Source organism: Streptomyces sp. NPDC054956, assembly GCF_053609185.1.
The window spans coordinates 12,702-33,082 of record NZ_JBSGXB010000015.1 but is presented as its reverse complement, the minus strand read 5'-3'; the positions used below and the strand labels follow the sequence as shown (position 1 = coordinate 33,082).

Here is a 20,381-nt window from a genome sequence, read left to right as displayed (position 1 = left end):
CCAACAGGGTGCGGCGGGGGCGGACATCGCCATCGGGGCCGAGGCGCGGTACATCGAAGGATGCAGTGCCGCCTCCGGGACTTTCGTCACCGGCGACGAGGAACCGGGGCGGATCGGGCGGGAGGCTGGAGGCATCCCACCGCCGCAGGAACGGAGACCCCCGTGCTCGTCACCCTGATCATCGCCTGTGAGGTCGGCTTCTGGGTCCTGCTGACCGGCGGCCTGGCCCTGCGCTACCTCGCGAAGATGCCGAGGACCGGCGCGGCCGTCCTGTTGTGCGAGCCCGTGCTGGAGCTCGTACTGCTGGCCGCCACCGCGGTGGACCTGCGCGGCGGCGCCGAGCCGGACTGGAAGCACGGGCTGGCCGCGCTGTACATCGGCTACACGGTGGCCTACGGGCACTACACGGTCCGCTGGCTCGACGGCCACGCGGCGCACCGGCTGGCCGGAGGCCCGAAGCCGGCCGGCGCCGGATACGGCACGGCGCGGGCCCTCCACGAGTGGAAGCTGGTCGCCCGGACCGTGCTCGCGGCCGCCGTCGCGGCCGGCCTGCTGCAGGCCGCGATCTGGTACGTCGGCGGTTCGGGGGACACCGGCTCGCTGCGGGGCTGGCAGCTCACGGCGCTGCGGATGACCGGCATCCACGCCCTGATCGCCCTCACGTACACGGTGTGGCCGAAGCGGGCCCCCGCGAAGGCCGGGCTCCAGGACCGGTAGGCGGGTGTCAGCGGTCGCCGCCCGGGACCCACAGGACGTCGCCGACCTCCTTGTTGGCCGTGCGGGCCAGGATGAAGAGGAGGTCGGAGAGGCGGTTGAGGTAGGTGGCCGTCAGCGGGTTCATCACCTCTCCGTGCACCTCCAGCGCCGCCCACGTGGAGCGCTCGGCGCGGCGCACCACCGTGCAGGCCTGGTGGAGGAGGGCCGCGCCGGGGGTGCCGCCGGGGAGGATGAAGCTGCGGAGCTTCTCCAGCGCCTCGTTGAAGTGGTCGCAGTCCGCCTCCAGCTTGTCGACGTAGAACTGCTCGACGCGCAGCGGCGGGTACTCCGGGTTCTCCGCGACCGGGGTGCAGAGGTCCGCGCCCACGTCGAAGAGGTCGTTCTGCACCCGTACCAGGACCTTCACGACATCGGCGGGCAGCGAGCCGAGGGCGATCGCCGTGCCGATGGCCGCGTTGGCCTCGTTGGCGTCGGCGTAGGCGGAGATCCGCAGATCGGTCTTGGCGGTCCGGCTCATGTCGCCGAGCGCGGTCGTGCCCTTGTCGCCGGTGCGGGTGTAGATGCGCGTGAGGTTCACCATGCCGTCAGCCTAGTGCGGGCCAACTGAGGCCCTCTGTCGTACTGCTGGGCCGTCCCGGTGTGATGTCCGTCATCTGAGACGTGACGCGTGTTACTTCGCGGTCACCACGGCCCTCGCGGGCGCTAGTCTCCGCCGGAGAACGAACGAGGCCGTATTGAGGCCGTGCCGTATGGAAAGCGTGGGGTGTGCAGTGGCTGGGAAGCTCGCCGTCATCGGTGCCGGACTGATGGGTTCCGGAATCGCGCAGGTCTCCGCTCAGGCGGGTTGGGACGTCGTACTGCGCGATGTCACCGATGCCGCCCTGACCCGCGGCACCGACGGGATCAAGGCCTCGTACGACAAGTTCGTCTCCAAGGGCAAGATGAGCGCCGAGGACGCCGAGGCCGCGCTCGCGCGGATCACGACGACCACCGATCTCGACGCCGTGTCCGACGTCGACATCGTCGTCGAGGCCGTCTTCGAGAAGCTCGAGGTCAAGCACGAGATCTTCCGCACGCTCGACAAGCTCGTGCGCGAGGACGCGATCCTCGCCTCCAACACCTCCGCCATCCCGATCACCAAGATCGCGGCCGTGACGGAGCGTCCGGAGCGGGTCGTCGGCGCGCACTTCTTCTCGCCCGTCCCGATGATGCAGCTGTGCGAGCTCGTGCGCGGCTACAAGACGAGCGACGAAACCCTGGCCACCACGCGGGCGTTCGCCGAGTCCGTCGGCAAGACCTGCATCGTGGTCAACCGTGACGTCGCCGGTTTCGTGACGACCCGTCTGATCTCCGCGCTCGTCGTCGAAGCCGCGAAGCTGTACGAATCGGGCGTGGCGTCCGCCGAGGACATCGACATCGCCTGCAAGCTCGGCTTCGGGCACGCGATGGGCCCGCTGGCCACCGCGGACCTCACCGGCGTCGACATCCTGCTGCACGCCACCAGCAACATCTACACCGAGTCGCAGGACGAGAAGTTCGCGCCGCCGGAGCTGATGCGCCGCATGGTGGACGCCGGCGACATCGGCCGCAAGAGCGGGCAGGGCTTCTACAAGCACTGATCGTCTGTTCGAAAACCTGCACCCTACGGGGTGAATTAGGTATCGGTTCGCTCACGGTCGGCAACTTCCCTGCCCCTGGGGCAGTCAGTTGCAGTGAGAGTTGCCGACCACGGACCAGTCGGACCATACGTACGCAGTACCGCACTGCCGGGAGTACACATGCACATCAGGGGCGACCACGCCGAACTCGCTGTCGGGGGTCGCCTCGACGTGCGCAGCGCGGCGGACGCCCGTACGGTCCTGCACACCGCCCTCGACGACGGTCACGGCGACCTCGTGCTGGACCTCACCGGGCTCGACTCCTGGGATGCGACCGGCCTCGGCGTGATCATGGGCGCCCACCGCCGGGCCGGCCGGACCGGCCGGCGGCTCGTCCTGCGCGGAGTGCCGCCGCAGATGCAGCGGCTGCTCGTCGCCACGCGCCTGCACCGCATCCTCGCGATCGAGGGCGGCCTGGAAGCGGAATCCCTGCCGCGCGTCTGATCCGCCCGAGATGTCCCGCGACATTTCCTGCGGAAACGTAACGGTCCGGTGGTGAAGGCACCCCGGCGGTTCCCGCGCCGCCGGGCACGGTCTAGGGTTCGGGCGGAAACCGGACCAGTAGCGACAGCGGCGTGTGGCCGGGCGGTACGACGGCGCACGGCGCGATCGGGGGACTTGGTCATGGACCGCACACAAGGACAGGCCGATCCGGCGGAACGGCCCGCACGAGTGGTGAGGCTCACCACCGGCGACTTCACCCTCACGGTGAACCCCGTCGACGGCAGCGAGATCGAGCCGACGCACCGCCCCGGCGGTGAGGCGGCCCCCCTCCCGGCCAGGCGCACGCCCGCCGCCCGCGCCTCCAGGGCCGCCGCGGCGCGGCCCCCCGTGGCGCCGGGCTCCCCGGCCGGGCGGATGCTGCTGGGCCGCCAGGAGGAGCGCGAGCGCCTCGTACGCCTCCTCGCGCGCGGCCGCTCCGTACGGCTGACCGGGCCGCCCGGATCCGGGCGCTCGGTGCTGCTCGACGCCGTGGCCGAGGACTGCGCCGACATAGCCCCCGACGGGGTCGTACGGCTCAGCGGGTACGGGCACCAGCAGCCCGGAGAGATACTCCACGCGCTGTACGCCACCGTCTACGAGGCCACGACCGAGCGCCCCGAACGCGGCGAACTCCTCGCCCGCGTCCGCGAGATCGGCGCCGTCGTCCTCCTCGACGACCTCGACATGGGCGGCCCCGCCCTCGACGAACTGCTGCGGGCCACCCCGGAGTGCGCCTACCTGCTGGCCGCCACCCCCGACACCCGGGCCCCGTCCGAGGACTCGCACCTCGAAGAGGTCTTCCTCGGCGGGCTGAGCGCCGCCGACTGCGTGGCCCTGCTCGAAGCGGGCACCGGACGGGTCCTCGACGAGGAGGAGACCGCCTGGGCGCAGGACCTGCGCTTCGCCTCCGAGGGGCTGCCGCTGCGCTTCGTCCAGGCCGCGGCCCTGCTGCGCCGGCGCGACGAGCTGAACCGGTCCGGCGCCGAGGACGAGGACGAGGAGCCCGGCGTCTTCGAGGAACGGCCGCGCGACACCGTCTTCGTACCGCTGCCGACGCTCGCCGAGGGCGCCGCCCCCGCCGAACTGCTCGCCTCGCGGGTCAGCGAGTCGGCGCGGGCCGCACTGCGGATCGCCTGCGCGCTGGGCGGCGAGCTGCCGCACCACGCGCACCTGCCGGCACTGGTCGGGGACACGCACGCCGACACGGCGGTCGGGGAACTCCTCGACTGCGGGCTGCTGAGCCCCGTCGGAACGCGCTACCGGCTGGCCGCCGGGGTCGCACGGCAGCTGGAGGAGGTCGGGTACGGGGACACCGCGGCCGAGGGGGCCCGTACGGCCGCCCGGCACTACGCCTGGTGGACCGGCCACACCTCGGTGACCCCGGACCGGGTCGCGGCGGAGGCCGACGCGGTACTGGCCGCGCTGGCCGGTGCCGACGTGGTGGCGGCCGTGCTGCTGGCCCGTACGGCGGCCCCCGCGTTCGCCGCCTCGCTGCACTGGGAGGCCTGGGAGCGGGTGCTGCGCTCCGGCGCGGAGGCCGCGCGCAAGGCGGGGGAGGTCGCCGAGCAGGCGTACTTCCACCACGAACTCGGCGTACTGGCCCTGTGCGAGGGACGCCTGGAGCGGGCGCGGGCCGAGCTGGAGGCCTCGATCGGGCTGCGCGGCGCGCTGGCCGACAAGCGGGGCACCGTGGCGGGACGACGGGCGCTGGCCCTGGTCACCGACCGCGAGGCGGCGGAAGTCCACGTGTCGCCGCCGCTGCGGCTGGCCCCGCCGGCCGCGTCCGGCACTCCGGCCGCCGCGAGCGGCCAGGGCCCCGCGAGCGGCCAGGGCAAGGCAGCGGCCGGCCTGAGCAAGACCACGGGCGCGGGCACGGCGCCCGGGGCGAGCACGGTGACCCCGGCGGCCACGACGGCTCCGCTGTCGCCGCTGACCCCCGCGTCGCCGAAGACTCGAGTCACCCCGGTGCCCGGCTTGACTCCCGCCGGACCGGAGGACTCGGAAGCGGTCACCACGGTGGTGCCGGCGGTGGTCCCCATCGGGTCGACCTCGCCCACGACCCTGGCCGAGGTGTTCGAGGACGCCTTCCCCCTGACGCCCGAGCCGGACGAGCGGCCGCCGGTGGAGCACCGGCCGAAGCCCCGGGCCACCCGCAAGCCGCTGCTCCTGGCCGCGGCCGGGGCGCTGACGGTGGTGGTGCTGGGCACCGTGGTCGCCCTCGCGATGGCGTCCGACGAGACGCAGCCGCCGGCCCAGGGGCCGGGCGTCTCGGCGACCCCGAAGACGGGGGCCACGGGCACGACGCCGACCGATCCGGGCACGGACGGGACCGGTCCTTCGCCGGAGCCGGGCACCTCGTCCCCGGGCGCGCAGGAGCCGAGCGCCACGCCGTCGCCGAAGAAGTCCACCACGCGCAAGCCTTCGACGGCGCCTTCGTCCACGGGCCCCACGAACCCGGTCCCGCCGCCGGTGCCCCCGACGGAGACCGCGACCGCCACGCCGACGCCGACTCCCACGCCGACCCCGACGCCGACCCCGACGGATACGCCGACGCCCTGACGGAGCGCGGGGCGCGGCTCCTGGCCGCGCCCCCGCACCGCCGCTAGAACAGGCGGAGCTTGTCGTCCTCGATGCCGCGCATGGCGTCGTAGTCGAGGACGACGCAGTCCATGCCGCGGTCGTTCGCCAGCACGCGGGCCTGGGGCTTGATCTCCTGGGCCGCGAAGATGCCCTTGACGGGCGCCAGGTGCGGGTCGCGGTTCAGGAGCTCCAGGTAGCGCGTGAGCTGCTCGACGCCGTCGATCTCGCCGCGGCGCTTGATCTCCACCGCCACGGTCGCGCCGTCGGCGTCCCGGCACAGGATGTCCACCGGGCCGATCGCGGTCATGTACTCGCGGCGGATCAGCGTGTAGCCCTCGCCGAGGGTGTCGATCCGGTCGGCCAGGAGCTCCTGCAGGTGGGCCTCGACGCCGTCCTTGATCAGACCCGGGTCGATGCCGAGCTCGTGCGAGGAGTCGTGGAGGACTTCCTCCATGGTGATGATGAGCTTCTCGCCCGCCTTGTTGACGACGGTCCAGACGCCGGCCTCCTCACCACTCCCCTCCTTGAGGGTGCAGGGCGGCGACATCCAGTTGAGCGGTTTGTACGCCCGGTCGTCCGCGTGGATCGAGACACTGCCGTCGGCCTTCACGAGGATCAGACGGGGTGCCGAGGGCAGATGGGCGGTGAGCCGGCCCGCGTAATCGACGGAGCAGCGGGCAATGACGAGACGCATGGTCGGCAACGCTACTCGACCGATGGGCCTGCACGCGATTCGCCCCCGAAAGCCCCGTTCGCGGATGGCGCGTTGTATGCGCATTCTCCTGGTGCGGTCCCCACCGGGCGCCTACCGTGGTGAGCGGGAGGTTGCGAAGCGTGCACGCTGCGTCGCGATCTCCTTCCCTGCCCGTAAGGCTCCGGCAACCCAATCGGCCGGAGTCGCGAGAGGAGAACCCATGTCGCTCGACGTCTCACCGGCCCTACTCGAACAGGCCGAGCGAGGCGAGGTCGACGAAGCCGCTTTCGTCGACTGCGTCCGGACCTCCCTGCCCTACGCATGGGAGATGATCAGCTCGCTGGTGGCCCAGCTGAAGGTCGACGGCGGACAGTTCGCCGACAATCAGACGCCGCCGCCCGACGAGCAGGCGCGTGGCCAGCTGCTGCGCGCTCTCGCGAGCGACGCGATACGGGGTGCGCTGCAGCGCCACTTCGGAGTGCGCCTGGCTTTCCAGAACTGTCACCGGGTAGCGGTGTTCCCGCTGGATTCCTCGGTGGACGACCGGCTGGCCAAGTTCACTTCGATCCGTGGTCAGCTGCTCAACCAGTCGCCGGAACTCCGCGACTGCTAGCACGGCCGGCACGCATCGTCAGCTCGCGCACCACCCGCACGCGCACCACCCGCACGCGCACCATCAGCTCACGCACCACCAGCACGCGCACGACCCGTACGTCCGCACGAGCACGATCCGCACCTGTGACCGTGTACGACCGGTAATGCGCTGCCGCTCCGGTGCCAACGGAGCGGCAGCCCTGGTCTCAGCCGAGCCGGGGCACGACCTCGGTGCCGAGCCTGCGGAGGTTCTCCTCCGTCGAGGCGAGGTCGCCCGAGCCTTCCGTCAGCAGGGCGAACCGCGTGATGCCCGTACGCTCCGAGGTGACCGCCAGCCGGTCCGCCGCCAGCTCCGGGGTGCCCACGGGGTGCAGATCGCACAGCAGCTCCGTGTACGCGACCGGGTCCCGCATCGCGCGCAGGCGCCCGTCCACCGTCACGTGCGCGTCCAGGCCCTGCTTGAGCCAGCCCGGCATCGACTTCATCAGCGTCTCCCTGGCGTCCGCCGTGCGGTCCGCCAGCTGGCACACCCCGGCGGACACGTGGTCCGCCTCCCCGGAGCGGCCCGCGGCCCGCGCCGTGCGCCGCCACAGCTCGACCATGGCCGCCTTGTCCTCGTCCCCGCAGTGCATGCCGAGCAGCATCGGCAGTCCGCGCTCCGCGGCCAGCCGGACCGAGGCGGGGGAGGTGCAGGCGACGATCACTTCCGGCCCCTTCCCGTCCCCGTCCAGTGCCTCCGACGGACGCGGTACGACGGCCACCTCGCGGAACCCGTACCGGGCTCCGGCCTCCGCCCCGGCCGCCCCCACGCGCGGCTCGGTCAGCCAGCGGCGCAGCAGGTCCAGATCCTCCTGGAAGCGGTTCTCGTACGCGTCGAGCCCGCCCCCGAAGACCTCCAGGTCCACCCAGGGACCGCCCCGGCCGACCCCCAGGGTGAACCGGCCCTCCGACGTCAGGTGCAGCAGGGCCGCCTGCTCGCCCAGGGCCACCGGGTGCGTGTTCGGCAGGACGCTCACCGCCGTGCCCACGCGCAGCCGCCGGGTGCGGCCCAGCATCAGGGCCGCCAGGGTCACCGCCGACGGGCACACCCCGTACGGGACGAAGTGGTGTTCGGCGAGCCAGACCGAGTCGAGCCCGGTCTCCTCGGCCACCTCGGCGGTCCGCACCGCCCGGTGCAGTGCCTCTCCCTGTCCCTGGCCAGGGAACTGGGCCGCCAGTACAAACGCTCCTACGCGCATCGCCTTTAGCCTCCTCGCGGCTGACGCGGCCTCCCCCAGGCGGACCGGTTTCCTTACCGGCAACAACGTCTGACACGTGCCAAAGGCACGGCCTGACAGGAAAGTTATTGGGATTGTCGGGCCAGTCGCGCGCTTTTCGGATGGTGGGCCTGATGGACGTCCTTCGGCCACCCTGCGGTTACCCCGTCTCGCTGCGCGTAGTCTGGGAGAAAGTCACTGCCGGCCGCCCATCCGTGAGGTATACGTGTCACCGCGCCACAACCGCCCCAGGGGCGGCGAGAATCCAGCCGATCGTTCGGACCAGGGCTCGGGCCCGGGGAGTCTGGACCGGTACGGGCTGGAGCGCACGGAGGAGTACCAGGGCGAGGACTGGAAGGTCCGGCACGTCGCGGGCGCGAGCGCGGCGGGCAAGCGCTACCGCTGCCCCGGATGCGACCAGGAGATCCCCTCCGGCACCCCGCACCTGGTGGCCTGGCCGGAGTACGGCGGCGTCGACGACCGCAGGCACTGGCACAAGGCCTGCTGGAACGCGAAGGACCGCCGCACCTCCAAGGTGCAGCGGTCCCGTAACGCTCCCAAGTACTGAGCCGGACGGCGTCCGGGTCGGACGGCGTCCGGCCCGGACGTCCGCCGGGTCAGACGTCCCGGCGGCCGGTCACCACGTACGAGGCGGCGACGGTCGCGCCGGTCACCAGCAGGATCAGCACCATGTGGCTCAGGCTGCTCGGGGCCGCCACGCGGTCGCCGGCCGCGCCCGGGTCGTCGGTGCCGGCGGGCAGGCCGAACAACTGCATCAGCGCCATGGGCGCGTTGTACTGGAGCAGGGCCCGGCCGATCGGGACGAGGGCCTCCCAGATGCTGAACACGGCCCCTATGACCGGCGGCAGGGTGACGATGCCGAGCATCAGGGCGATCGCCCCCGCCGAGTGCCGCACCAGTGCCCCGATCGACAGGGCCAGTACGCCGAGCAGGGTGACGTAGAAGCTGCCCAGGATGCCGGAGGCCCACTCGGAGGCCGAGTGGGCTCCGGAGGCGGAGCCGCCGTGCAGGATCGTGGCGGCCAGCTGGATCAGGCAGACCGACCCGGCCGTGGTGAGGAACGCGGCGGTTCCGAAGACGAGGTACTTCGCGGTGAGCACCCGGTACCGGTCGGGGGCCGCCGTGAAGGTGGTGCGGATCAGGCCCGTGCCGTACTCGGAGGTGACCGTCAGCACGCCGAGCACCATCACCGGGAGCTGCCCGACGAGCAGGCCGAAGAGGGCGGGGCCGACGAACGGCATCTGCTCGTAGTCCACGTCCGTGGTCTGCATGATGACGAGGCCACCGAAGCCGACGACGAGCAGTACCAGCGAGCCGAGCGTCCACATCGTGGAGCGCACCGAGATCAGCTTGGTCCACTCCGAGGCCACCGCGTGCCCCAGATGCGGCCGGGTGGCCGGCAGCGGCGAGCTGTAGACCTGCGGGCGCGGCTCCCCGTCGGTCACCGTGGTCGGGGGGGTCATCGGGTGTCCTCGGACTTCCGGTCTGGGGTGTGCACGGGATCTTGGGCGCGGGCGGGGCCGGGGGAGTGCGCCGACGGGGAGGCCGCGAGCTCGCCCGGGGTGCCGGGCATCAGGAACGGCTGCCCGCCCGTTCCGGGCGGCGGAGGCGCGAAGAAGCCCGCCTGCGGGATCTGGAGGGCGGCGGCGTCGGCCTCCTCCTCCCACTTCGGGACGGTCAGCGGCTCCGGCTCCCACAGTTCGGCACGCGGGTCCTCGGTGGAGGTGTACTCGACGGAGGACTGCGTCATCCGCATGTAGGCCTCCTCCAGCGAGGCCCGGTGCGGGGAGAGCTCCCACAGCCGTACGCCGGCCCCGTGCGCGAGGTCGGAGATCCGGGGCAGGTCCAGCCCGGTCACCCGCAGGGCCCCGTCGGGCTCCTTGAGCACCCGGCCGCCCGCCTTGCTGAGGACGGTGCCCAGCGTGTCCCAGCCGTCGGGGTCGGTGTCGGCCGTGCGGACCCGCGCGAATCCGGCCGAGTTGTGCGTGATGAAGTCCGCGGTGCTCATGTCGGCCAGCAGCCGCCCGCGTCCGATCACGATCAGGTGGTCGGCGGTCAGCGCCATCTCGCTCATGAGGTGCGAGGAGACGAAGACGGTGCGGCCCTCGGCGGCGAGCCGGCGCATCAGGTTGCGGACCCAGAGGATGCCCTCGGGGTCGAGCCCGTTGACCGGCTCGTCGAAGAGGAGCACCTGCGGGTCCCCGAGCAGGGCGGCCGCGATGCCGAGCCGCTGGCCCATGCCGAGCGAGAAGCCCTTCGTGCGCTGCCGGGCCACGTCCTGCAGGCCCACGACGCCGAGCACCTCGTCGACCCGCTTCTCGGGGATGCCGGAGAGCTGGGCGATGGACAGGAGGTGGGTACGGGCCCGGCGGCCGCCGTGCGCGGCCTTGGCGTCGAGCAGGGCCCCGACGTGCCGCTGGGCGTTCGGCAGCTCGCGGAAGGGCAGGCCGTTGATCGTGACCCGGCCGGACGTGGGGCGGTCCAGGCCGAGGACGAGCCGCATGGTGGTGGACTTCCCGGAGCCGTTGGGCCCCAGGAATCCGGTGACGTGACCGGGCCTGACCTGGAAGGACAGGTCGTCGACGGCGGTCTTCGCGCCGAAGCGCTTGGTCAGCCCGACTGCCTCGATCATGTGCTCTGCCCCTTACCAGGCCGGGACGACTCTCGCCCGCGTAAGGGTTAAGAGGATAACGAGGATCGTACGGTTCCGTCCCGGGCCGTATCCCTGAGCTGCCCCTGAGATCGACCCGGGGATTCCCCGTAGTACCTCAGGCGTCCCTCTTCTTGAGGACGAGGTAGCCGCCGAGGACGGCCGCCAGGACCCACAGGAGCATGATCCCGAAACCGCCCCAGGGGCCGTACGGAACCTTCTCGCTGCCCATGGCGCCCGGGATCACCTGCATGATCTTGGACCCGGCCTGGTCGGGGAAGTACTGGGCGACCTTCCGCGTCGCCGGGACCGCCCCGAGGATGTTCGAGACCAGGAGGAAGAACGGCATCAGGATGCCGAGCGAGAGCATCGAGCTGCGCAGCATCGTGGCCACGCCCATGGAGAACAGCGCGAGCATTCCCATGTACAGCCCGGCGCCGAAGACGGCGCGCAGCACGTTCGGCTCGTCGATGCCGATGCTGCGGTCGCCCAGGATCGCCTGTCCGAGGAAGAACGAGGCGAAGCTGGTGATCAGGCCCACGAGCAGTGCGAGCCCGGTGGCGACGAGCAGCTTGCCGGCCAGGAAGCTGCCGCGCCGCGGTACGGCGGCCAGCGAGGTGCGGATCATGCCCGAGCTGTACTCGGTGCCGACGACGAGCACGCCGAAGACGATCATCGCGAGCTGGCCCAGGGTCATGCCCGCGAAGCTGGCCAGGGTCGGGTCGAAGGTGGCCTGCTCCTCCGGCCGCATGTCCTTGAAGGACGAGCTGATGAAGGCGCAGAGCAGGGAGCTGATGCCGACCGTGACGACGGCGGCGGCGGCCAGCGTCCAGACGGTCGAGGCCACCGAGCGGATCTTGGTCCACTCGGACTGCAGAACGGCGGAGAAGGACATGATCACTCGCCGCCCTTGCGCGTCGCCTCGAAGCCGGCGCCCCACGCGGGTACGTCGGCCGGCCGGGCGGGGTTGTCCGCAGCCGTGCCGGGACCGGGCGGAAGCCCCGGGGCCCCCGGCGCGTGGGCGTGGTACTCGACGGAGTCCGCCGTCATTCGCATGAACGCTTCCTCAAGTGAAGCCCGCTGCGGGCTGAGTTCGTGCAGCACGATCTGGTGCTGGGCGGCCAGCTCGCCGAGCCGCTCCACCTCCACGCCGTCGATCTCCAGCGTGCCGGTGGCCGGGACGCTGATGGCGTCGATCCCGGCGTCGTGCAGGACGTCCTTCAGCCGTTCCTGCTGCGGCGAGCGCATGCGGACGTAACTGCGGGAGTTCTGCTGGATGAAATCGGCCATGGACAGGTCGGCCAGCAGCTTTCCTTGTCCGATGACGACCAAATGCTCTGCGGTCAGTGCCATTTCGCTCATCAGGTGGGACGAAACGAAGATCGTCCTTCCCTCCGCCGCGAGCCCCTTCATAAGATTGCGGATCCAGAGAATTCCCTCCGGGTCCAGACCATTGACGGGTTCGTCGAACATCAGGATCTCCGGGTCGCCGAGCAGCGCGGCGGCGATTCCGAGACGCTGGCCCATGCCCAGCGAAAATCCTTTCGACTTCTTCTTCGCCACGGCCGTGAGGCCGACCAGGTCCAGCACGTAGGAGACCCGGCTGCGCGGGATCCGGTTGGCCTGGGCGAGGCAGAGAAGGTTGTTGTAAGCGCTGCGGCCGCCGTTCATCGACTTCGCGTCCAGCAGCGCCCCGATGTACTTCAGCGGCTCCGGCAGGTCCCGGTAGTGCTTCCCGTCGATCCGGACCGTACCGCTGGTCGGATTGTCGAGGTCCAGCATCATGCGCATGGTCGTGGACTTGCCCGCCCCGTTGGGGCCGAGGAAGCCCGTCACCACCCCCGGTCTGACCTGGAAGCTGAGGTTGTCCACGGCGGTTTTCGCGCCGAATCGTTTCGTAAGGCCCTCGAGCTCGATCATTCCGCCACGCTAGAACGCCCGAGGGCCCTACGCCACCTCTAAGAGGTGACGCAGGGCCCGGGGTGTCGAAGCGGAGTGTTCCCCTCCGCGACTGGGGGTCCGACTAGCGGCTCTGCTGCGCCGGAACGCCGCGGGTGACCGGCTCGTCGTCGATCGGGGAGGCGGCGGCGGCGACGGCCGCGCCCGTCAGCGTCGCCAGCATCTCGCGGACGTTGGTGAGCTGGGCGTTGATCGAGTCGCGGCGGTTGGTCAGCGCCGCCAGCTCGCGCTCGGACTCGCTGCGGATGCGGTCGGCCTTGGCGTTGGCGTCGGCCACGATGTCCTCGGCCTGGCGCTGCGCGGTCTCCACGGTCTGGCGGGCACGGCGCTCGGCGTCCGTACGGAGCTTCTCGGCCTCCAGGCGCAGCTGCTCCGCGCGGTGCTCGATCTCCGCGAGGCGCTTCTCGGCCTTGGCCTGACGGCCCGCGAGGTCGCGCTCCGACTGCTCGCGGCGCTTGGCCAGGTTGGTCTCGAAGTCCGCGGCGGCCTGGGCGGCCTTGGCGCGGGTCTCCTCGAAGAGCGCGTCGGCCTCCTCGCGCTTGGAGGCCGCGTCCTTCTGGGCCTCGTTGCGCAGGGCGGAAGCGTCGCCCTTGGCCTTCTCGACGATCCGGACACCCTCGTCCTCGGCGGTCGACTTCCGGTCGGCGGCGAACGACTCGGCGTCGTTGCGCACCTGCTGGGCGGCCGACTCGGCGAGCTCGCGGTGCTGCTCGGCCGCGCGACGGGCCTCCTCGCGCAGGTCCTTCGCCTCCTCCTCGGCCAGGCGCAGGATCTTCTCGACCCGGGCGCCGAGGCCGGCGTACGACGGCTCGGCGTCGTTCACCTGGGCCTGGGCGTTCTGCGTCTCGAGGTGCAGCTCCTCGATCCGCTTTTCCAGAGAGTTGATACGTCCGAGGGCGCTGTCACGGTCGGAGACCAGCTTGGTGATGCGGTCGTCCACCTGACCGCGGTCGTAACCACGCCGCACGAGCTCGAAGCCGAAGGGGGAGGAAGTGTCGCTCATGGGGTTCCTGTCGAATGAGACCGATGAGGTACTACGCGAGGTGTTAGGTGTTAAGGGGAATCCTAGGCGCCAAGACGGCGTGTCATCGAGTCAATCCGCGTTTGATCTGGACAATGACACCCCTTTTGAGTGGCAAGGAGCCAGAACGCTTGTCACTCGTTCGCCTGAACCTCCATCAGGAGCACACATCCAGACGTCCCGACTAGCTCTCTGACGACTTGCCACTCGAACGAGTGGAACCCGCTGTCGCACCGGCCTTCACGCCCCCCGCGCCCTGGCCGCCGACCCCGGGCTTCGCGCCACCCGAAGGCGCCTCGAATGATTCCAACGCCTCAAGAACGTCCTGGACACGGGAGATCTCGGCCTGAATGTCCTCGCGCCTGCGCACCAGGACCTCCAGCTCGCGCCGGCCCTCCTCGACGAGCCGCTCGGCCTCCGCGGTGGCCTCCGCGAGCCGGCCCTCGGCCGCCCGCACCAGCTCGGCCTTCTTCTGCTCGGCCTCCTTGAGCAGCGCCTCCGCCTTGCGCACCGCGGCGATGCGGACCTTGCTCGCCTCGCTGCTCGCGTCCGAGACCAGCTCCTTGGCCTTCGCCTCGGCCTCGACGCTCTGCTCGGTGGCAGCCCGCACCAGCTTGTCCACGCGTTCGCCGGCCGACTTCATCTGCTCGGCCGACTCCCGGCGGGCCCGCTCGTGCAGCTCCTCGACCTCGCCCTCGACGCGGCCGCGCAGCTCCTCCGCCCGTTCCCTTATGGCCGCCGCGTCGCTGCGCGCCCCCACCAGCAGTTCGTCGGCGTCGGTACGGGCCTTCTCCACCAGGGAATTGCCCTCGACGGTCGCCTCGGAGGTGATCCGCGCGGCTTCCTTGCGCGCCGCGTCGACCATCGCGTCCGCCTGCTCCTCGGCCGCCGTCGTGGCGGCCAGGGCCTGCTTCTGCGCGTCACCGGTGAGCTTCTCGGCCTCCGAGGAGGCCTCCGTGATGAGCCGGTCGACCTGGCTCGCGGCCTCGCTGCGGCGCTTGTTGGCCTCCTCGCGCGCCTCGTCCAGCAGCCGCTCCGACTCCGCGCGGGCCTCGCTGCGGATGCGCTCGGCCTCGGTGGCGGCCTCCGCCTTGACCCGCTCGGCCTCGGACCGGGTGCGGGTGGCGTGCTCCTGCGCCGAGGACAGCGCCTCGGCCGCCTCCGTACGCAGCCGCTCGGCCTCGTTCGCGGCCTCGCCGACCGTGCGCTCGTTGTCCTTGCGGGTCTGCTCCGTGAGCCGGTCCGTCTCCGCGACGGCCTCCGCGACCAGGCCGTCGGCCTGCTCGGCGGCCTCGGTGCGGATCCTGCCCGCCTCGGCGCGCGCCTCGTCCAGCGTCTGCTCGGACTCCCGCTCGGCGCTCGCCAGGGTCTCGTTCGCCGCGACCGTGACGCGGTCCGCCTCCGCGGTGGCCTCGCCGATGATCCGGCCGCCCTCCGCGCGGGCCTCGTCCAGGACGCTCGCCGCCTCGGCACGCAGCCGGTCGGCTTCCGCCGCCGCCTCGCCGACGGTCGCCTCGTTGGCCGTACGGGTCTCCTCGACCAGCCGGTCGCCCTCGGTCCGCGCGTCGATGAGGATGCCCGTCGCGTCCCGCTCGGCCCCGGCCAGCGTCTGCGCCGCCTGGGCCGTGAGCCCCTCCGCCTCGGCACGGGCCGCGTCCAGTACGGCGGCGGCCTCGGCCCGCAGGCCCTCCGCCGCGGCCTCGGCCTCGCCGACGGTCGCGGCGTTGGCCGCGCGGGTCTCCTCGGTGAGCCGCTCGGCTTCCGCGGCGGCCTCGGAGACGAGCCGGTCGGCCTGCTCCGCCGCCTCCGTGCGCAGCCGGTTCGCCTCCGACCGGGCCTCGTCCAGGGTGCCCGCGGCCTCGGCGCGGGTCGCCTCGGCGGCGGCCTCGGCCTCGGCCGTGAGCCGCTCGGCCTCCTTCTCGGCCTCGCCGACGGTCAGCGCGTTGGCCGCCAGGGTCTCCTCGGTGAGCCGCTCGGCCTCGGCCGTCGCCTCCGCGACGATCCGGCCGCCCTCGGCGCGCGCGGACTCCAGGGACTCCGCCGCCTCGCCGCGGATCCGGTTGGCGTCGTCGCGGGCGTCCGCCTTCGTACGGGCGGCGTCCCGCTCGGACGCGGCCAGCGCGTCCGTGGCCTCCGTACGCACCCGCTGCGCGTACTCCGCGGTGTCGGTGCGCAGCTGCTCGGCCTCGGCGATCGCCTCGGCCACGGTCCGCTCGGCCAGCGCCTTCGCCGCGTCCGTCTCGGCCCGGGCCTCGCTGCGGATCCGGTTCGCGTCCTCGGTGGCCCGCTCCCGCTCCGCGTACGCGTCGCCGCGGACCCGGTCGGCCTCTTCCTCGGCCTCGGTCTTCGTACGGGCGGCCGCGTGCTCGGCCGCGTTGCGCAGCCCCGCGACCTCCTCCTCGGCCTGCTCGTGCAGCCCGGCCACGGAGTCGCGGACCTGCTGGGCGGTGGCCTCGGCGGCCGCGACCACCTCGGACGCGCGCCGCTCGGCCTCCTCGGTGAGCCAGACCGCCTCGGCCTGGGCCTCCTCGGAACGCTTGCGGGCCTGGGCGAGGAGCTCCTCGCTCTCCTCCCGGGCCTGCGCGCGCTCGCTCTCCGCGTCCGTGCGCGCCGAGGCCAGGGTCTCCTCGGACTCGCGGCGGCGCCGCGCGGCCTCCTCCTGGGCGGCGGCCAGCGCCTCCGCGGCCTCCTGCCCGACCCGCTCGGCGGCGGCCTTGGCCTCCGCGCGCAGCCGGTCGGCCGTCTCCTGCGCCTCGGAGCGCAGCCGCTCCGCCTCGGCCTCGGCCTCGCCGGTCAGCCGTACCGCGGTCTGCTCCGCCTCGGCGCGCACCCGCCCGGCGTCCTGCGCCGCCTCCGTGCGCAGCTGCTCGGCCTCCGCCTCCGCCTGCGTCTGCAGGGTGCGGATCCGCTCCGCCGACTCGGCGCGCAGCCGGTCGCTCTCCTCGGTGGTCTCCTTGCGGATGTTCTCCGCGGCCGCCCGGGCGTCGCGCAGGGTCTGCTCCGCCGTGGCGAGCCGGCCCTCGGCGTCCGTGTGCAGGCGGACGAGCTCCTCGTCGGCCTCGGCCCGCTTCGCGGCCAGCGCCTGCTCGGTCTCCTCGCGCCGCACGGCCGCCGCGGCGTCCGCCTCGGCCCGTACCGACTCCGCCTGCTCCTCGGCCTCCGCGCGCAGCCGCTCGGCCTCGGCGCGGGTCCGCTCCAGGGTCTCCTCGGCCTGCTTGCGCAGCGTCGCGGCCCGCTCCACGGCCTCGCCGCGCACGCGCTCGCTTTCGGTGTCCGCGCCGGCGCGCACCTCGTCGGCGTCGGCCCGGGCCTTGCCCAGCAGCTCCTCGGCGGTGCGGGCCGCCTCCTCGATCTGGTGGACCGCCTCGCGGCGGGCCTCGCCGCGGATCCGCTCGCCCTCGGCGACGGCCTCCGCGCGCAGCTGCTCGGCCTCGCCGCGCAGCCGGCGGGCCTCCTCCTGCAGCTCGACCGTACGGGCCCGGTACTCCTCGGTGTCGTCCTTCGCGGCGCCCTTGAGCTCGTCCGCCGTGGCCGCGGCCTGGGCGCGCAGCCGCTCGGCCTCCGCCTCGGCCTCGCCGCGGATCCGCTCGGCCTCCTCGGACGCCGCCCGGGTGGTGGCACGGGCGTCCTCCGAGGCCTTGTTCAGGACCTCCTCGGCGGTGCGGGCCGCCTTCGCCAGCTGGGCCGCGGTGTCCTCCGCCGCCGCCGTACGGGCCTGGTCGCCGGCCTCGGTGCGCAGCCGGTCGGCGGACGCGCGGGCGTCGGCCAGCAGCTGCTCGGCCTCGGCCTTGAGGACGTCGGCCTCCTTGGTGGCCTCGCCGACCAGCCGGGCGACCTGCTCCTTGGCCGTACGGGTGCGCTGCTCGTTGACGGACTCCGCCGAGCTCAGCTGCCGTGCGGCGCTCTCCTTGGCGTCGGCCAGCAGCTTCTCCGCGGCCGCGCGGGCCTCGCGCAGGGCCGCGTCGGCCTCCTGGGCGCGCTGTTCGGCGACCCGGCCCAGGTCCATCGTCTGCTGCCGGGTCTGCTCGGCCTCGGCGGAGGTGGTGGAACGCAGCCGCTCCGCGTGCTCGGTTGCCTCCTGGGCCTGCGCGGAGGCGGCGGTCAGCAGCCGCTCGGCCTCCTTGCGGGCGCGCAGCAGCGTGGACTCGGCCTCGGTGCGCGCGGCCTCGTTCTCGGCGGCGAGCCGGCGGGTGGCCTCGGCGGCGACCCGGGCGGCCTCGGCGCGGGCGGCGTTGAGGGTCTGCTCGGCCTCGGCGCGGGACTCGTCCATGAGCCGGCGGGCCTGCGACTCGGTGCGGGCGCGCAACTGCTCGGCCCAGGCCACGTTCTCGTTGACGTGCGCTTCGACGGTCTGGCGGCGCTCGCCCAGCTCCTGGTCCAGGCGCTGGCGGCGGTTGACGGCCTCGGCGTGCAGTTCGGCCTGGAGGCGCGCCTGGTGCTCGGCGTGTTCCTGGAGGATGCGCTGGGTCTGTGCCCGTACCTCGCGCAGCTCGCGCTCGGCGTCGGAACGCATCTGGTCGGCCTGGATCTGGGCATTACGGAGCAGCTGCTCCGCCTGGTAGCCCATGTCCGCGCCGTCGTAGGCGGGGCGGGACGCCAGGTTGCGGCGTACCTCGTGGAGCTTGGCGCGCAGCACCTCGACCTGGTACCCCAGGTCCTCGGCGTGCTGGACGGCCTTCCCGCGTTCCTTCTTCAGCCGCTCCATCTCGGCTTCGAAGCGCGAGAGATGGTCGGCCTCGGCCTGATGACTCTCCTGGCTTTCGTAGCCCCGCACAGCGCGGTCCCATCCGTCCCCTGGTCGCAAGCTCATTCCCAAATGAGCATCGTCCGCCCGCTGAACGACGCCCCCGGGGAATGGTGTCAGATATCGGGGCAGGGGTTACAGGCCCCGACCCCGTCTCCGCACCGAACCCCGGCCGAGCCACGGCCACTCTACCGGCCGGGGAATGGCGGCATCAGTGGTCGGGGTTGCTCGTGACCAGTTCGGTGAGGACGCCGTGGCAGTCCTTGGGGTGCAGGAAGGTGATCGAGGAGCCCATCGAGCCGGTGCGGGGCTGGTCGTAGAGGACGCGGACGCCCTTGCCGCGGATGGCTTCCGAGTCGCCCTGGACGTCCTCGGTGCCGAAGGCGATGTGGTGGACGCCCTCGCCGTTCTTCGCCAGCCACTTGCCGACCGCCGAGTCCTCGCGGGTGGGCTCCAGGAGCTGGAGGTAGGAGGCGCCGCCGTCGGAGGTCTCGTTGATCTTCAGCATGGCCTCGCGCACCCCCTGCTCCTCGTTGACCTCGGAGTGGAACACCTCGAAGCCGTACGTGGCACGGTAGAACTCCACCGTCTTGTCCAGGTCGAAGCAGGCGATCCCGATGTGGTCGATTCTTGTCAGCATGGACACAGTGCAGCGCTCCGGGGGGCGGTTACGCAACGTGCGCGCGATCACACTGGCGGGCCGATGACGGCACGGGTACCGCTCAGTACATTCGGGTAAACCCTCGTTCACTCCTCATCTTCAAGGGGCTGTGCTCCATGTCCGGAACGAACAACACCACGTCAGTGATCGTCGCCGGGGCCCGCACGCCCATGGGGCGGCTGCTGGGCTCGCTGAAGTCCTTCTCGGGTGCCGACCTCGGCGGCTTCGCCATCAAGTCCGCGCTGGAACGGGCCGGGATCTCCGGTGACCAGGTCCAGTACGTGATCATGGGCCAGGTGCTCCAGGCCGGCGCGGGCCAGATCCCCGCCCGCCAGGCCGCCGTCAAGGGCGGAATCCCGATGAACGTGCCCGCGCTCACCATCAACAAGGTGTGCCTCTCGGGCCTCGACGCCATCGCCCTGGCCGACCAACTCATCCGCGCCGGCGAGTTCGACATCGTGGTCGCGGGCGGCCAGGAGTCGATGACCAACGCCCCGCACCTGCTGCCGAAGTCCCGTGAGGGCTTCAAGTACGGCGCCATCGAGATGCTCGACGCGATGGCCTACGACGGCCTCACCGACGCCTTCGAGAACATCGCGATGGGCGAGTCCACCGAGAAGCACAACACCCGCCTGGGCATCGAGCGCGCCCCGCAGGACGCCTTCGCGGCCACCTCCCACCAGCGGGCCGCCGCCGCGCAGAAGAACGGCGTCTTCGAGGCCGAGATCACCCCGGTCGAGATCCCGCAGCGCAAGGGCGACCCGGTGGTCTTCTCGCAGGACGAGGGCATCCGTCCCGAGACCACCGCCGAGTCCCTCGGCAAGCTGCGCCCGGCCTTCGCCAAGGACGGCACCATCACCGCCGGCACCTCCTCGCAGATCAGCGACGGCGCGGCCGCCGTGGTCGTGATGAGCAAGGCCAAGGCCGAGGAGCTGGGCCTGGAGTGGCTCGCCGAGATCGGCGCGCACGGCAACGTGGCCGGCCCGGACAACTCGCTGCAGTCGCAGCCGTCCAACGCGATCCTGCACGCCCTGAAGAAGGAGGGCCTGGAGGTCGCCGACCTCGACCTCATCGAGATCAACGAGGCCTTCGCGGCGGTCGCCGTGCAGTCAATGAAGGACCTCGGCGTGACCCCGGAAAAGGTGAACGTCAACGGCGGCGCCATTGCCCTGGGCCACCCGATCGGCATGTCCGGCGCCCGCGTGGTGCTGCACCTGGCGCTGGAGCTCAAGCGCCGCGGCGGCGGGGTCGGCGCGGCCGCGCTGTGCGGCGGCGGCGGACAGGGCGACGCCCTGATCGTCCGCGTCCCGTAGCGGCCGGCAGCCCGCACCCGTACCCGTACG

General features: G+C 72.4%; 17 protein-coding genes. 7 read left to right on the top strand and 10 right to left on the bottom strand.

What is annotated here, in order from left to right:
* Positions 1-162: 162 nt before the first annotated feature.
* Positions 163-717 carry a hypothetical protein gene (locus ACWGDE_RS05180; protein ID WP_453387602.1) on the top strand — a complete coding sequence of 185 codons (555 nt, stop codon included), beginning with the start codon at positions 163-165 and terminating at the stop codon, positions 715-717.
* Positions 718-724: 7 nt separating this feature from the next.
* Here the strand turns inward: ACWGDE_RS05180 and ACWGDE_RS05175 are convergent, their stop codons facing one another.
* Positions 725-1,297, bottom strand: coding sequence for a cob(I)yrinic acid a,c-diamide adenosyltransferase (locus ACWGDE_RS05175; protein WP_453387601.1), 573 nt, complete (start codon positions 1,295-1,297; stop codon positions 725-727).
* A 190-nt stretch (positions 1,298-1,487) separates the two neighbouring features.
* Here ACWGDE_RS05175 and ACWGDE_RS05170 point away from each other — a divergent pair, with 190 nt between their 5' ends.
* From ACWGDE_RS05170 to ACWGDE_RS05160, 3 genes are all read left to right on the top strand, one after another.
* Positions 1,488-2,336: a 3-hydroxyacyl-CoA dehydrogenase family protein gene (locus ACWGDE_RS05170; protein WP_453387600.1), complete on the top strand. Its 849-nt coding sequence runs from the start codon at positions 1,488-1,490 to the stop codon at positions 2,334-2,336.
* Between the two features lie 159 nt (positions 2,337-2,495).
* Positions 2,496-2,819 (top strand): STAS domain-containing protein, encoded by a 324-nt coding sequence (locus ACWGDE_RS05165; RefSeq protein WP_355410659.1) that lies wholly within the window; start codon positions 2,496-2,498, stop codon positions 2,817-2,819.
* A gap of 180 nt (positions 2,820-2,999) precedes the next feature.
* Entirely contained in the window at positions 3,000-5,417 is a 2,418-nt protein-coding gene (locus ACWGDE_RS05160) for an ATP-binding protein (RefSeq protein WP_453387599.1), read from the top strand.
* A gap of 43 nt (positions 5,418-5,460) precedes the next feature.
* On the opposite strand, the gene nucS is transcribed toward ACWGDE_RS05160, so the two are convergent.
* Positions 5,461-6,132 carry an endonuclease NucS gene (gene nucS, locus ACWGDE_RS05155; RefSeq protein WP_453387598.1) on the bottom strand — a complete coding sequence of 224 codons (672 nt, stop codon included), beginning with the start codon at positions 6,130-6,132 and terminating at the stop codon, positions 5,461-5,463.
* Between the two features lie 220 nt (positions 6,133-6,352).
* Here nucS and ACWGDE_RS05150 point away from each other — a divergent pair, with 220 nt between their 5' ends.
* Positions 6,353-6,745 carry an SCO5389 family protein gene (locus ACWGDE_RS05150; protein WP_069921977.1) on the top strand — a complete coding sequence of 131 codons (393 nt, stop codon included), beginning with the start codon at positions 6,353-6,355 and terminating at the stop codon, positions 6,743-6,745.
* A 187-nt stretch (positions 6,746-6,932) separates the two neighbouring features.
* Here ACWGDE_RS05150 and ACWGDE_RS05145 read toward each other — a convergent pair whose 3' ends face one another.
* Positions 6,933-7,964: an LLM class flavin-dependent oxidoreductase gene (locus ACWGDE_RS05145; protein WP_453387597.1), complete on the bottom strand. Its 1,032-nt coding sequence runs from the start codon at positions 7,962-7,964 to the stop codon at positions 6,933-6,935.
* A gap of 244 nt (positions 7,965-8,208) precedes the next feature.
* Between ACWGDE_RS05145 and ACWGDE_RS05140 the strand changes: the two genes are divergently transcribed.
* Positions 8,209-8,550, top strand: a complete 342-nt coding sequence (locus tag ACWGDE_RS05140) for an ATP/GTP-binding protein (protein WP_254384262.1) — start codon at positions 8,209-8,211, stop codon at positions 8,548-8,550.
* Positions 8,551-8,599: 49 nt separating this feature from the next.
* Here the strand turns inward: ACWGDE_RS05140 and ACWGDE_RS05135 are convergent, their stop codons facing one another.
* From ACWGDE_RS05135 to mce, 7 genes are all read right to left on the bottom strand, one after another.
* Positions 8,600-9,466 carry an ABC transporter permease gene (locus ACWGDE_RS05135; protein ID WP_453387596.1) on the bottom strand — a complete coding sequence of 289 codons (867 nt, stop codon included), beginning with the start codon at positions 9,464-9,466 and terminating at the stop codon, positions 8,600-8,602.
* A complete protein-coding gene (locus ACWGDE_RS05130; protein ID WP_453387595.1) occupies positions 9,463-10,635 on the bottom strand; it encodes an ABC transporter ATP-binding protein in 1,173 nt (390 codons plus the stop codon). Before ACWGDE_RS05130 ends, ACWGDE_RS05135 begins: the two co-directional genes overlap by 4 nt.
* A gap of 136 nt (positions 10,636-10,771) precedes the next feature.
* Positions 10,772-11,551 carry an ABC transporter permease subunit gene (locus tag ACWGDE_RS05125; RefSeq protein ID WP_453387619.1) on the bottom strand — a complete coding sequence of 260 codons (780 nt, stop codon included), beginning with the start codon at positions 11,549-11,551 and terminating at the stop codon, positions 10,772-10,774.
* Entirely contained in the window at positions 11,551-12,573 is a 1,023-nt protein-coding gene (locus ACWGDE_RS05120; protein ID WP_453387594.1) for an ATP-binding cassette domain-containing protein, read from the bottom strand. The genes ACWGDE_RS05125 and ACWGDE_RS05120 overlap by 1 nt, the downstream gene beginning before the upstream one ends.
* 103 nt (positions 12,574-12,676) lie before the next feature.
* The gene (locus ACWGDE_RS05115) at positions 12,677-13,615 is read right to left on the bottom strand and encodes a cellulose-binding protein (RefSeq protein ID WP_453387593.1); all 939 of its coding nucleotides are present in this window, start codon (positions 13,613-13,615) and stop codon (positions 12,677-12,679) included.
* Between the two features lie 202 nt (positions 13,616-13,817).
* Positions 13,818-18,407 (bottom strand): polarized growth protein Scy, encoded by a 4,590-nt coding sequence (scy, locus tag ACWGDE_RS05110; RefSeq protein WP_453387592.1) that lies wholly within the window; start codon positions 18,405-18,407, stop codon positions 13,818-13,820.
* Positions 18,408-18,588: 181 nt separating this feature from the next.
* Positions 18,589-19,017 carry a methylmalonyl-CoA epimerase gene (mce, locus tag ACWGDE_RS05105; RefSeq protein ID WP_274549601.1) on the bottom strand — a complete coding sequence of 143 codons (429 nt, stop codon included), beginning with the start codon at positions 19,015-19,017 and terminating at the stop codon, positions 18,589-18,591.
* Between the two features lie 137 nt (positions 19,018-19,154).
* Between mce and ACWGDE_RS05100 the strand changes: the two genes are divergently transcribed.
* Positions 19,155-20,351, top strand: a complete 1,197-nt coding sequence (locus ACWGDE_RS05100; protein ID WP_453387591.1) for an acetyl-CoA C-acetyltransferase — start codon at positions 19,155-19,157, stop codon at positions 20,349-20,351.
* The last annotated feature ends 30 nt before the right edge of the window (positions 20,352-20,381 follow it).

Bases quoted from the DNA above. Each gene is read 5' to 3' on its own strand.
- ACWGDE_RS05100 (WP_453387591.1), top strand. From the start codon at position 19,155: ATGTCCGGAACGAACAACACCACGTCAGTGATCGTCGCCGGGGCCCGC.
- mce (WP_274549601.1), bottom strand. From the start codon at position 19,017: ATGCTGACAAGAATCGACCACATCGGGATCGCCTGCTTCGACCTGGAC.
- nucS (WP_453387598.1), bottom strand. From the start codon at position 6,132: ATGCGTCTCGTCATTGCCCGCTGCTCCGTCGATTACGCGGGCCGGCTC.
- ACWGDE_RS05120 (WP_453387594.1), bottom strand. From the start codon at position 12,573: ATGATCGAGCTCGAGGGCCTTACGAAACGATTCGGCGCGAAAACCGCC.
- ACWGDE_RS05175 (WP_453387601.1), bottom strand. From the start codon at position 1,297: ATGGTGAACCTCACGCGCATCTACACCCGCACCGGCGACAAGGGCACG.
- ACWGDE_RS05130 (WP_453387595.1), bottom strand. From the start codon at position 10,635: ATGATCGAGGCAGTCGGGCTGACCAAGCGCTTCGGCGCGAAGACCGCC.
- ACWGDE_RS05145 (WP_453387597.1), bottom strand. From the start codon at position 7,964: ATGCGCGTAGGAGCGTTTGTACTGGCGGCCCAGTTCCCTGGCCAGGGA.
- ACWGDE_RS05135 (WP_453387596.1), bottom strand. From the start codon at position 9,466: ATGACCCCCCCGACCACGGTGACCGACGGGGAGCCGCGCCCGCAGGTC.
- ACWGDE_RS05165 (WP_355410659.1), top strand. From the start codon at position 2,496: ATGCACATCAGGGGCGACCACGCCGAACTCGCTGTCGGGGGTCGCCTC.
- ACWGDE_RS05150 (WP_069921977.1), top strand. From the start codon at position 6,353: ATGTCGCTCGACGTCTCACCGGCCCTACTCGAACAGGCCGAGCGAGGC.
- ACWGDE_RS05160 (WP_453387599.1), top strand. From the start codon at position 3,000: ATGGACCGCACACAAGGACAGGCCGATCCGGCGGAACGGCCCGCACGA.
- ACWGDE_RS05115 (WP_453387593.1), bottom strand. From the start codon at position 13,615: ATGAGCGACACTTCCTCCCCCTTCGGCTTCGAGCTCGTGCGGCGTGGT.